The 12,590-nt window shown below is 66.3% G+C and carries 10 protein-coding genes; 2 read left to right on the top strand and 8 right to left on the bottom strand.

The window, feature by feature from the left end:
- Positions 1–33 precede the first annotated feature (33 nt).
- Both F3J44_RS08855 and F3J44_RS08850 read left to right on the top strand, forming a co-directional pair.
- Entirely contained in the window at positions 34–1,086 is a 1,053-nt protein-coding gene (locus F3J44_RS08855; RefSeq protein WP_167066015.1) for a FliC/FljB family flagellin, read from the top strand.
- Between the two features lie 199 nt (positions 1,087–1,285).
- A complete protein-coding gene (locus F3J44_RS08850) occupies positions 1,286–4,000 on the top strand; it encodes a tetratricopeptide repeat protein (protein ID WP_167271761.1) in 2,715 nt (904 codons plus the stop codon).
- An 84-nt stretch (positions 4,001–4,084) separates the two neighbouring features.
- On the opposite strand, the gene F3J44_RS08845 is transcribed toward F3J44_RS08850, so the two are convergent.
- The 8 genes from F3J44_RS08845 to flhD form a co-directional block, all read right to left on the bottom strand.
- Positions 4,085–5,413 (bottom strand): UDP-glucose/GDP-mannose dehydrogenase family protein, encoded by a 1,329-nt coding sequence (locus F3J44_RS08845; protein WP_167271759.1) that lies wholly within the window; start codon positions 5,411–5,413, stop codon positions 4,085–4,087.
- 28 nt (positions 5,414–5,441) lie between these two features.
- The gene (locus tag F3J44_RS08840; protein ID WP_167066006.1) at positions 5,442–6,134 is read right to left on the bottom strand and encodes an RNA polymerase sigma factor FliA; all 693 of its coding nucleotides are present in this window, start codon (positions 6,132–6,134) and stop codon (positions 5,442–5,444) included.
- Between the two features lie 113 nt (positions 6,135–6,247).
- On the bottom strand, positions 6,248–8,341 hold the full coding sequence (gene flhA, locus F3J44_RS08835) for a flagellar biosynthesis protein FlhA (RefSeq protein ID WP_167066003.1): 2,094 nt from the start codon (positions 8,339–8,341) through the stop codon (positions 6,248–6,250).
- Positions 8,338–9,507: a flagellar biosynthesis protein FlhB gene (gene flhB, locus F3J44_RS08830; RefSeq protein ID WP_167271757.1), complete on the bottom strand. Its 1,170-nt coding sequence runs from the start codon at positions 9,505–9,507 to the stop codon at positions 8,338–8,340. Before flhB ends, flhA begins: the two co-directional genes overlap by 4 nt.
- 314 nt (positions 9,508–9,821) lie before the next feature.
- On the bottom strand, positions 9,822–10,667 hold the full coding sequence (gene motB / locus F3J44_RS08825; protein ID WP_167271755.1) for a flagellar motor protein MotB: 846 nt from the start codon (positions 10,665–10,667) through the stop codon (positions 9,822–9,824).
- The gene (gene motA / locus F3J44_RS08820) at positions 10,664–11,542 is read right to left on the bottom strand and encodes a flagellar motor stator protein MotA (RefSeq protein WP_167063013.1); all 879 of its coding nucleotides are present in this window, start codon (positions 11,540–11,542) and stop codon (positions 10,664–10,666) included. Before motA ends, motB begins: the two co-directional genes overlap by 4 nt.
- A gap of 87 nt (positions 11,543–11,629) precedes the next feature.
- Positions 11,630–12,196 (bottom strand): flagellar transcriptional regulator FlhC, encoded by a 567-nt coding sequence (flhC, locus tag F3J44_RS08815; RefSeq protein ID WP_167063010.1) that lies wholly within the window; start codon positions 12,194–12,196, stop codon positions 11,630–11,632.
- Positions 12,197–12,199: 3 nt separating this feature from the next.
- Positions 12,200–12,535 carry a flagellar transcriptional regulator FlhD gene (gene flhD, locus F3J44_RS08810; RefSeq protein ID WP_167063007.1) on the bottom strand — a complete coding sequence of 112 codons (336 nt, stop codon included), beginning with the start codon at positions 12,533–12,535 and terminating at the stop codon, positions 12,200–12,202.
- Positions 12,536–12,590 lie beyond the last annotated feature (55 nt).

Raw genomic sequence — 12,590 nt, 5'->3', positions numbered from 1 at the left:
GGACAACTGCCCAACCACGAAAGGAACTGCACGATGTCTGTCATCAATACCAACATCACCTCGCTTATCGCCCAGCAGAACCTCAGCGCTTCGGAAAGCAGCCTGAGCACCTCGATCGAACGCCTGTCCTCGGGCCTGAAAATCAACAGCGCCTCCGACGACGCCGCCGGCCAGGCCATCGCCAACCGCATGACCTCGCAGATCACCGGCCTCAACCAGGCCAGCAGCAACGCCAGCGACGGCATCTCCCTGGCGCAGACCACCGAAGGCGCACTGGACCAGGTGAACGACAACCTGCAGCGTATCCGTGAGCTGGCGGTACAGGCTGCCAATGGCACCAACTCGCAGTCCGACCTGCAGTCGATCCAGGATGAAATCACCCAGCGCCTGGACGAGATCAACCGTATCTCCGACCAGACCTCGTTCAACGGCGTGAGCGTGCTGGCCAAGGACCAGACCATCAGCATCCAGGTCGGTGCCAACGACGGTGAAACCATCAGCATTTCCCTGAGCCAGATCAACGCCACCACCCTGGGCCTGGGCGACTTCAACGTCAACGGCTACGACACCACCCTGACCGCCACTACCCTGACTGACGACTCGGGCACCGCGATCACCTCGACCAACACCAGCTACGTCGACAGCTCGGGCACCACCGTCAGCGGCGGCACCCTGTCTCAGGACGCCGATGGCGACTACTTCCTGACCGTGGGCGGCAAGACCTACGCGGCCACCGTGGACACCACCACCAGCGGCTCGACCACCACCGCAACCATCACCATCGATACCGACAACGCGGTCACCAAGAAGTCGACCAACACCCTGACTGCCCTGGACAGCGCGCTGAACACCATCGACTCGATGCGTTCGGACCTGGGTGCGATCCAGAACCGCTTCGACTCGGCGATCACCAACATCTCCACCACGGTGACCAACCTGACCTCGGCGCGTTCGGGGATCCAGGATGTGGACTACGCCACCGAAGTGTCGGCCATGACCAGCGCGCAGATCCTGCAGCAGGCAGGTACTTCGGTGTTGTCGCAAGCCAACTCGATGCCACAGCAGATGCTGTCGCTGCTGCAGTAATGCGCAACGGGCGCCGCTTTCGCGGCGCATCGCGAGCTGCGCTCGCTCCTACCGGTTTTGCATACAACCCGTAGGAGCGAGCGCAGCTCGCGATGCGTCGCGAAGGCGGCGCTGCTTTTTATGGGGTTTATCCCGGCTTTGAACCGCGCGACCCAGGCATAGGATTCCCCAAGCTTCCACCGCCACAAGGCCGTCCCCCATGCCCAAACCCAGCCGCTCCACCGCCCCCACCGACCTCGCCCAGGCCCGCCGCCTCTGCCAGCGCCGCCCGGACGATGCCGCTGCCTGGCAAACCCTCGGCAACCTGCAACTGGCCTTGGCACCGGAGCAGGCCCTGGCCAGTTTCGAGCAAGCCCTGCAGCTGCGCCCCGCGCATCCCGAAGCCTTGGAGCTGGTGGCCAAGGCAGCCCAGAAGCTGGGCGACAGCGAGCGTGCCGAAACCCTGGCCAACCACGCCGTGCAACTGGCCCCGCAGTTCGCCCCGGCGCACCACCGCCTGGCCACGCTGCATTTCGAAAAAGGCCGTTTCACCCAGGCCCTGGCGCATATCGAGCAGGCCCTGCACGCCGAGCCCGGCAATGGCCGCATGCTCTCGCGCAAGGCCCTGACCCTGGGCCGCCTCGACCGCCATGGCGAAGCCATCGCGCTGTTCGAGACGCTGGTCAAAAAAGAACCCACCGACTACAGCCACTGGAACAACCTGGCCAACCTGTACAAGGACATCGGCCAACTGGCCCTGGCTGACCAACACTACAGCCGCGCCGTCGAGCTGGCTGGGCGCAAGGACGTACTGCCGTATTCCAACCGCCTGACCACCCTGCATTACGACCCCACCCGCAGCCGCGACTACATCTTCGAGGTCTGCAAGCAGTGGCAAACCCGCTTCGGCCCGGCCCATGTGCCGCCACGGCCACGGATGGCCGACCTGGCACCTGACAAGTGCCTGCGCATCGGCCTGGTTTCCGATGGCCTGCGCCAGCACCCGGTGGGCAACATGATCGTCGGCGTGCTGGAACACCTGCCGGCTCATCAATTCCAGCTGCTGGCCTACAGCAGCAGCCAGGTCAGCGACCACCTGACCCGGCGCATCCGCGCCCGCGTGCAGGCCTGGCGCCCGATCAAGCACATGGACGATGAGCGCCTGGCCCAGCAGATTCGCGACGACCAGGTCGACATCCTGATCGACCTGAGCGGCCACAACGCCGGCAACCGCATGGGCTGCATGGCCTTGCAGCCAGCGCCGCTGCTGGTCAAGTGGGTCGGCGGCCTGATCAACACCACAGGCCTTGCGGCCATCGACTACCTGCTCAGCGATGCCATCGAGTCACCGCCGGGTGAAGACGCCTTCTACACCGAAAAGCTGATCCGCCTGCCCGATGACTACATCTGTTACGACCCACCGCCCTACGCCCCGGACGTGCAGGCGTTGCCGGCGCAGGCCAACGGCTATGTCACCTTCGGCTGTTTCAACAACCCCACCAAGGTCAACGACCTGCTGCTGGCCCGCTGGGCCGAGCTGCTGCACGAAGTGCCCGGCTCGCGCCTGCTGCTCAAGGGCGGAGCCTTCGCCAACCCTGGCCTGCAACAGCATGTGCACGGGGTGCTGCAAGGCCACGGCATCGCGCCAGAGCGGGTGCAGATCGAAGGGCCGGTGGGCCACAAGGGCCTGCTGGAAAGCTACAACCGAGTCGATATCGCCCTCGACCCCTGGCCCTATTCCGGTGGCCTGACCACCTGCGAAGCGCTGTTGATGGGGGTGCCTGTGGTCACGCTGCCAGGGCCGACCTTCGCTGGCCGTCACTCTGCCACGCACCTGGTCAATGCCGGGCTGCCTGAGCTGGTGGTCGACAGTTGGGATGCCTATTGCCAGCGCGCAGCGGGCCTGGCCCGCGACCTGCGCAGCCTGGCCACCATTCGTAGCCTGCTGCGCGGGGTGCTGATGAATTCACCGGTGTGCGACAGCAAGCGCTTTGCCGGCCACCTGGGCAATGCCCTGCGGGCCATCTGGCAGCGCCACTGCGCGGGCCAGGCACCGGCGGCGCTGGCCCTGAACACGCAAGGGCAGGCGGTGTTCGACGGCGACAGCCAAGCGGTGGTGCTGCAGCACCCGGCAGCCCCGGCCCAGGCGCAGGCGTTCAGCTTCAAGTTCCAGGGCCGCATCGTCACCCTCGACCATGGCGCCAGCTTGCTGGCCACGCCGCACTACGTCGCGCTGCAGCGCCTGGGGGTGCTGTCGACCCTGGCCTTCGACCCGGCCGGGCGTGTGGGCAACGCCGAACAACTGGCGCAGCTGGGCGAGCTGCATCATTTCCCCAAGGTGGCGTTGGGCGACGGCCAGCCGCTGACCTTGCATGCCTGCCTGGACCCAGCGCTGAGCGCGACCCTGGCGCCGCTGCCCGCGGCTGGCGCGTTGGACCCTGCGCGGGTGCTGGCGCGCCTGCCGTTGCCGTCCCTGCGCCTGGACGCCATCGAGGGCCTGGGCACGCTGGATTGGTTGCTACTGGACAACCTCAATGACAGCCTGAAGGTGCTTGAGCACGGCAGCCGTACGCTGGCCGATTGCCTGCTGGTGCAAGCGCGGGTCAATTTCACCCCGACCCATGAGGGCCAGGCGGATGCCAGCCGCCTCAGCCAGTGCCTGGCGCCGCTGGGGTTCAGCCTGTGCGGGCTGCATAACCTGCAGTACCGCCGCTATACCCAGGGCGATGCTCCGAGCGCCGGGTTGGGCGCGTCCCAGTTGATGTGTGCAGATGCGTTGTATCTGCCAGATGCCACGCGGCTGGCGAGCTTGAGCGATAACCAGCGGCTGAAACTGGCGTTTCTGCTGCACACGGTCTACGACGCCAAGGATGCGGCCCTGCAGGTGCTGCAGGGTGATGTTGCCGAGCACTACCGGCGCCATTGCCGCGCGTGACCTGTAGGAACGGGCTTGACCCGCGAAGCAAGCGACGCGGCGCATGGCACCGGCTGCGCCGGTGTTCGCGGGGCAAGCCCGCTCCTACAGCGACTGGCGGCCCACGGCCCGGTAGATCAGGCCGGCGTCGGCCACCGCCTGGGGGTCGTAGAGGTTGCGCCCGTCGATCACCACCGCGCAGCGCAGCTGTTGGCGCAGCCAGTGAAAATCGACGCTGCGAAACGCCTTCCACTCGGTGCAGATCACCAGCGCATCGGCGCCTTTCACGGCCTGAATCCGGTCACCGGCCAGCAACAGGTCATCGCGCTCGCCATACAAGCGGCGGCATTCGGCCATGGCTTCCGGGTCGTAGGCCTGCACCCGCGCACCGGCCTGCCACAGCGCCTCCATCAGCGCGCGGCTGGGCGCGGCGCGCATGTCGTCGGTGTTCGGCTTGAATGCCAGGCCCCATACCGCGATGGTCCGGCCTTCAAGTTCACCGCCCAAGGCCTGCTGCAACTTGCGCAACAGCGAAGCTTTCTGCCGCTGGTTGATCGCCTCCACCGCCTCCAGCAATTGCGCCTCGTAGCCCACCGCCTGGGCGCTGCGGCTCAGGGCCTGGATGTCCTTGGGGAAACACGAGCCCCCATAGCCGCAGCCGGGGTAGATGAAGTCGTAGCCGATACGCGGGTCGCTGCCGATGCCCAGGCGCACTTGCTCGATGTCGACCTGCAGGTGCTCGGCCAGGTTGGCCATTTCGTTCATGAAGCTGATCTTGGTCGCCAGCATGGCGTTGGCGGCGTACTTGGTCAGCTCGGCGGCACGCAGGCTCATGAACATCAGCTTGTCGTGGTGGCGGTTGTACGGCGCGTAGCATTCGCGCATCAGGCGTTTCACCTGCTCGGAGTCGCTACCGACGACGATGCGCGCGCCACGGGTGAAGTCCTCGATGGCGGCGCCTTCCTTGAGAAATTCCGGGTTCGAGCACACATCGAACGGCAGGGTCAGGCCCCGTGCGGCCAGCTCGGCGGCAATGGTGTCATGCACCTTCTCACCGGTGCCGACCGGCACCGTGGACTTGCCCACCACCAGCTTGTAGGCATTCATGTGGCGGCCAATGTCGCGGGCCACCGCTAGCACGTGGCGCAGGTCGGCCGAGCCGTCCTCGTCAGGTGGCGTGCCCACTGCGATGAACAACACTTCGGCAAAGGCCACCGCATCCGCCGCGCCGCTGCTGAAGCGCAGCCGGCCCGCACGCAGGTTGGCTTGCACCAGCAGGCCCAGGCCGGGTTCATGGATAGGCACTTCGCCTTGCTCAAGCTGGGCGATGCGTTGCGGGTCGATGTCCATGCACAGCACGTCATGGCCAACATCGGCCAGGCAGGCGCTGGCCACCAGGCCGACGTAGCCCGAGCCGAATACGCTGATTTTCATGGTGAGGTTCCGTTCGGCAAAAAGGCGGTCAGGCCGCCAACGAGGCGCGCAGCCGGGCGATTGCCAGGCTGTGCAACTGGCACACGCGCGATTCGCTGATCTCCAGCACCAGGCCGATCTCGCGCATGTTCAGCTTCTCCTGGTGGTACAGCACCATCAGCAGCCGCTCGCGTTCCGGCAGGTTCTCGATGGCGCGGATCAGGCCGCTGTGGTTGCGTTCGTCGAGCAAGGCATTGAGCGGGTTGCGGCCATGGGGCTCGTCGTGTTCCAGGGTGTCTTCGTGCACCTGGTCGATGGCCAGCATGTGGCTGCCGTTGATGTCCCACAGCAGCTGCTGGTATTCACCCAGGGACATGCCCATGGCGGCAGCGATCTCGCGCTCGCCGGGGGGGCGGCCCAGGCTTTGCTCCAGGCGGTGCAGGGTGTCTTCGAGCAGGCGGGCGTAGCGCCGCACCCGCCGTGGCGCCCAATCGCGGGTGCGCAGTTCGTCGATCATCGCGCCGCGGATGCGGTGCGCGGCAAAGGTGCCGAAGGGAATGCCCAGGCTCTGGTCGTAGCGGGTCAGGGCATCGAGCAGGCCGATGCTGCCGGCCTGGATCAGGTCATCCATGTCGACGCCCGCCGGCAGGCGGGTCTTGAGGTTCAGCGCATGCTTCTTGACCAAGGGCAAGTACTGCTGAAGCAGCTCCTGCTGGTGCATCTTGCCTTGTGCCGTATACATCGTGCGTGCCTGTGAAGAACAAGGGTGGCGATGGGGGTAACGGCGCGATTATCGGCGTGACGGGGCGCAGGCTAAGCCGAGAACAACCCCGAAGTTGCAGGGGTATTCGCCCCTTAGCCGGCCGGCGCGCCAATGATGCTGGTGATGCGCAGGGTGCGGTCGTCGGGCACTTCGCTGAGGGCGATCACCGCCAACTGGCGCAGGCGCCGGCGCAGGAAGCGCGACAGCACCGGGCGCAGGCGGTTGGGCACCACCAGCACGGCGGGGTTGTTGCCCAGCTCCTGGCGCTTCAAGGCCTGGGTGGTTTCCTTCATCAGGGTGTCTGCCAGGCTGGGTTCCAGCGCGCCGCCATTGCCCACCGCCTGCATCACCACCTGCTCCAGGTTGAAGTCCAGGCCGATGACATTGAGCTCGGGCTTGTTGGCGTAGTACTGGTTGACGATGGAGCGGCCCAGGGCCACGCGCACCAGTGCGGTCAGCTCGGCGATGTCTGGCGGCTGCTGGGCCCCGGCGTGTTCGGCCAGGGTGTCGAGCAGGGTGCGCAGGTCGCGAATCGGCACCTGTTCTTCCAGCAGGCTCTGCAGAATGCGCTGCAGTTGGGTGAGGCTCAGCAGCTTGGGCACCACTTCGTCGGCCAGGCTCTTGCCGTCGTTGCCCAGCTTGTCCAGCAGCTTCTGCACCTCGCTGCGCCCGAGCAGGTCCTTGGCGTGCTGGTGCAGCAGGTGGTTCAGGTGGGTGGCGGCCACGGTGCTGGCGTCGACCACGGTGTAGCCGTAGATCTGCCCGTGCTCGCGCAGGTTCTGCTCGATCCAGATGGCGGGCAGGCCGAAGGCCGGGTCCACGGCCTCCTTGCCCTCCAGCTGGCCGGTGACCTTGCCTGGGTTGATCGCCAGCCACTTGCCGGGGTAGATCTCGCCGCGCCCCACTTCCACGCCCTTGAGGCTGATGATGTAGGTGTTGGGCGGCAGCTCCAGGTTGTCGCGCACATGCACCACGGGCGGCAGGAAGCCCACGTCCTGGGCGAATTTCTTGCGCAGGCTCTTGATGCGCGTGCTCAGTTCGCCCTGCTGGCGCACGTCCACCAGCGGGATCAGGCGGTGGCCCACACGCAGGCTCAAGGTTTCCACCAGCTTCACGTCATCCCAGCTGGCCTCGCTGCTCTGCACCGCAGCCTTGGGCTGGGCGTCCAGGGCGGGGGCCTGCGCGGCTTCCTGCTCCTGGCGCGAGAACCACCAGCCCAGGCCGCCGAGCAGGGCGGTGAGCAGCAGGAACACCAGGTTCGGCATGCCCGGCACCAGGCCCAGCAGGCCCATCACCCCGGCTGTCATCATCAGCATCTTGGGGCGGCTGAACAGCTGGCCGATCATCTGCCGGCTGACGTCTTCCTCGGTGTTGACCCGCGACACCATCACGCCGGCAGCAATGGAAATCACCAGCCCGGGAATCTGCGCCACCAGGCCGTCGCCAATGGTCAGCATGGTGTAGGTGTGGGCGGCGTCGGCGAAGCTCATGCCGTGTTGCAGCAGGCCGATGGCCAGGCCACCGACCACGCACACGCCCATGATTACCAGGCCGGCCACGGCGTCGCCGCGCACGAACTTGCTGGCGCCGTCCATGGAGCCGAAGAAGTCGGCCTCCTGGGCCACCTCGCGGCGGCGCTTGCGCGCCTCTGGCTCACCGATCAGGCCGGCGTTGAGGTCGGCGTCGATGGCCATCTGCTTGCCGGGCATCGAGTCGAGGGTGAAGCGCGCGCCCACTTCGGCGATACGCCCGGCACCCTTGGTGATCACCATGAAGTTGATGGTCACCAGGATCAGGAACAGCGCCAGGCCCACCGCGAAGTTACCGCCCACCAGGAACTCGCCGAACGCTTCGATGACCTTGCCGGCAGCGTCGGTGCCGGTGTGCCCGTGCATCAGGATGACCCGCGTGGAGGCCACGTTCAGTGACAGCCGCAGCAGGGTGGTGAACAGCAGCACCGAGGGGAAGGCGGAGAAATCCAGCGGCTTCTCGGTGAGCATGCTGACGATCAGCACCATGATCGCCAGGGCGATGTTGAAGGTGAACAGCAGGTCGAGGATGAAGCTTGGCAGCGGCAGGATCATCATCGACAGGATGAGCACGATCAGCACCGGGCCGGTCATGATCTTCAGGTCGGCGCCAGCGGGCCAGTTGTCGCGGCGGAGCAGGGCGGTCAGGCCTTTCATGGGGGGGTTGGGTCCTCGGTTCGGGTTCGGCTGCGCCCTGGTCGGTCCATGCCTTCAGGGACGTTGAGGTTGACGGGGGTGGGCGGCACCAGGCCGCCGTGCTCGGCGACGCGCTTGAGGCGAATGGCCCAGGCCACCACCTCGGCCACCACCGTGTAGAGCTCGCCGGGAATCTGCCGGTCGAGGTCGACGTTGAAGTACAGGGCCCGCGCCAGGGGCGGGGCTTGCAGGATCGGCAACTGGTGTTCGGCGGCGATCTCGCGAATGCGCAGGGCCACGGCATCGGCGCCCTTGGCGATGACCCGCGGCGCGCCGTCCTTGTCGCGGCGGTAGCTCAGGGCCACGGCGAAGTGGCTGGGGTTGGTGACCACCACGTCGGCCTTGGGCACCTTGCTCATCATTCGCCGCCGCGCACGGGCCTGTTGCAGGCGGCGGATGCGCGCCTTGACGTGGGGGTCGCCGTCGGCGTTCTTGTGTTCCTGGCGCACCTCCTCCTTGGACATGCGCAGGTTCTTGGCGTAGGTCCACAGCTGGTAGGGGGTGTCGATGCCCACCACCACGATCAACGCGGCCACGCAGGTGGCGCAGGACTTGGCAGTCAAGGTCAGCAAGGTGGCCAGGGCCTGGTGCGGCGGTAGCTTGGGCAGGCCCAGCAGCTGGCCGACATGGGCCTGCAGGTAGAGGTACAGCACGGTGCCGATCAGCGCTGCCTTGGCCACGGCCTTGGCCAGCTCCACCGGCACCTGCAGGGAAAACAGGCGGCCCAGGCCACTGACGGGGTTGAGCCTGGAAAACCGTGGTTTCAGCGCGCCCAGGGTAATCACCAGGCCGCCGAGCAGGGTGGGCGCAGCGATGGCGGCAAGCAGCATGAGGGCGAAGAACGGCACCAGCGCCAGCAGCGCAGAGCTGGCCAGGGAGGCGAGGGTGCTGAGCATCAGCGCGGTGTCGAACAGCTGGGCGCGGTCGAACAACAGCCCACGCTCGACGATGCCGCCCAGGCGGTCGTACAGGTGGCCACCCAGGCTCCACAGGCCACCGATGCCGGCCAGCAGCATGATGAAGGTGCTCAGTTCGCGGGAACGGGCGACCTGGCCTTCTTCGCGGGCCTTTTCGATGCGGCGCGGGGTGGCCGCTTCCGTCCGGTCTTCTGTGCTGGTCTCGGCCATGGCTCGGCCACCCGGGGTGATGCTGGGGGCGCTATTGTGGGCGGGGGCGGGGTGGGGTTAAGGGGGGAACAACCGGTGAAATGCGGGTTTGTTTTTTTGATGGGGTGCCTGGCTTGAGTTTTTCAGGGCCTGTGAGATCGAGCGCCGCCCGCGCGGCGCATCGCAGGCAAGCCTGCTCCTACATCTGTTTCGGGCCAGTGTTCCTGTTGCCTGCGCGCGCGGCCCCTTGGCGCACGCCTGTAGGAGCAGGCTTGCCTGCGATGCGCCGCGCGGGCGGCGCTCGATCTTGCAGGCGCTGCAAGCCCCACGGCGTACTAATCGCCCTGGGTACCAAACTCCTCCTGGGAAAGAATCCGCGCCGCCACCTGGCTGTCGAGCACGATGATCTCGATGCGCCGGTTGACCGCGTCATACGGCCCGGCACCAGGGAACCTGATGCGGTCGGACATCCCCGACACCCGCAACAGCTTGCCCGGGTCGAGCCCGCCGGCCACCAGCTCCTGGCGCGAGGCCTTGGCCCGGTCGGCCGACAAATCCCAGTTGCTGTAGGTGGCCTCGCCGCCCGGGTAAGGGTGGCTGTCGGTGTGGCCGCTGATCTGGATCTGGTTGCGCAGCTCGTTGAGCACCGGGGCGAAAGTGCGCAGCAGCTGGCTCATGTACGGCGCCACCCGCGCACTGCCCAGCTCGAACATCGGCCGCTTGTCGGTGTCGAGCAACTGCACGCGCAAGCCCTCCGGGCTGAGTTCGATGGCGATCTGCTGCTTCAGCTCGCGCAACTTCGGGTCGCGTTCCACGGCATCTTCCAGGCGCTGCTTGAGGGCCTGCAGGTGGCGCCGTTCCTCGTTCGACAGGCGGCTCTGGCGGCGCGGCTTGCGCGGCGCCTCGGCGTCGGGCTGGCGCGCCTCGGTGCCGCCGCCAGGGATCGCGCTGGTGCTGGCGGAGTTGCGGTCGCCGTGGCTCAGGGCAATCAGCAGGGGCGTGCTGAAATACTGGGCGATGGCTTCCTTGTCGCCCTTGCCGGCGTTGGACAGCACCCACAGCACCAGGAACAGTGCCATCAGCGCGGTCATGAAGTCGGCAAAGGCAATTTTCCAGGCGCCACCATGGTGGCCGCGGCCGGCTTTCTTGCGCCGCTTGATGATGATCGGCTGCTCGCTCATGCCGAGGCCAAGCCTGGCTGCACGTTGCCCCCGCGAACATGGTTCTCCAGCTCTTCGGCGGATGGCCGCTCGGCGCTGTGCAGCGCCTTGCGGCCGAACTCCACGGCCAGTTGCGGGGGAATGCCCTTGACGTGGGCCAGCAGCGTCACGCGCAGGCAATGCAACATCTTCACGCACTCGCCAGACTGCCGCTCGATACGGCTGGCCAGCGGCGCGACCACGCCATAGGCCAGGTAAATGCCCAGGAAGGTGCCGACCAGGGCATGGGCGATCATCTGCCCCATCAGGTCCGGGCCGACATTCACCGCGCTCAGCGCCTTCACCACGCCCAGCACCGCCGCGACGATGCCGAAGGCCGGCAAGCCATCGCTGACCTTGTGCAGGGCGTCGGCGGGCAGGTGCGCCTCGTTCTCGAATTCCTCGATCTCGTGCTGCATCAGCTCGTCGAGCTCATGGGCCTGCAGCGACAGGCTGATCAGCAGGCGCAGGTAGTCGACCAGGAAGTTCATCAGCAGCGGGTCGTTCAGCAACTGGGGGTACTGGGCGAACAGCGGGCTCTGCAGCGGGTCGTCGACATCGCGCTCCACGGCCAGCAGGCTTTCCCGGCGGGCCTTGTTCAGCAGGTTGTAGAGCATGCCGAGCAGCTCCAGGTAGAACGCCTTGTCGTAGCCGGTGCTGCGCTTGAAGGTGGCGATGGCGCCGAGCGTGGCGCGGATTGCCTTGCCATTGTTGGCCGCGATGAAGGCGCCGAGTGCGGCGCCCAGGATCATCAGCAGCTCGGTAGGTTGGTACAGCGGCCCCAGGCTGCCGCCAGACAGCACGAAGCCGCCCAGCGCCGAGGCCATTGCCACGAACAGTCCAATTACAATGAGCACGTCGCCGCTCCTCAGGTTCTTGATGAAAGTTCGCTGAAGATCGGCAACGGCAGGGGGCGACTTGAAAGAACTTGCCGTGCGCGCGGCTCAGCCCTGGCTGGCGGGGCGCAGGGTGTCCAGGGCGTCGGCGTCGACCTCGCGGCGCTTGAGGGTTTTCCCGGCCCGGGACGGCGGCTGGCAGATGCCGCACACGTAGTTCTGCGTGGGCGAGTACGAATGGGTAATGAACTCGCCCGAGCAGCACGAGCAACGGATCTGCTCCAGCATGCCGTTCTCGACGAAGCGCACCAGGGTCCAGGCCCGGGTCAGCCCCAGCACCCGCTCGCCATCGGTATCGCTGGCGTGCTCCATGTACAGCCGATAGGCCTTGATGAAGGCATCGATGCGGTGGCCGCCGATCTCCAGCATGCTGCGGTAGATGTTGTAGAACAGCGAGGCGTGGATGTTCGGCAGCCAGGTCACGAACCAGTCTGTGGAAAACGGCAGCATGCCCTTGGGTGGCGGCGCGCCGCGTACTTCCTTGTACAGGCGGATGAGCCGGCCCCGGGTGAGGGAGGTTTCCGTTTCCACCACCTGCAGGCGGGCCCCGAGCTGGATCAGCTCGATGGCCAGCTGCACCTGCTGCATTTCGGTGACCAGGCTTTTATCCGACATGGCTCAGGCGCCGCTGTTGAGCATGCCGTCGGAACGGTCGGCGGCCGCCATCAGCAGGGAGGTGTGGATCTCGACCATGCCCAGCTCACGGGAATTGTCCAGGGCTTTGGAAATGCGGTCGGCTTCTTCGAAGATCGGCCTGCAGATCAATTGGTTGACCCGTGACAGCTGGGTCATCTGCTTGCTGCTCAGACCGGTCAGCAGGTCGGCCATGTTCTCGCTGAGTTTCAGGCGAAAGATCGCGACGTCGCGGTCTTTGCGCAACATGCTCTGCGCCAGCAGCAGATAGGACAGGTTGAGTTCCTGAATGTCTGCAAGGTAGCTGTTGGTGTGCGGCAACGTACTCCCCTCCTTTTTTTGCGGCCTATCAATGTGTTGGGTGTGGCGTGCTCCG

The organism is Pantoea sp. Tr-811 (assembly GCF_011752535.1).
GTDB lineage: Bacteria > Pseudomonadota > Gammaproteobacteria > Pseudomonadales > Pseudomonadaceae > Aquipseudomonas.
This window is presented reverse-complemented; position numbering and strand designations above follow the sequence as displayed.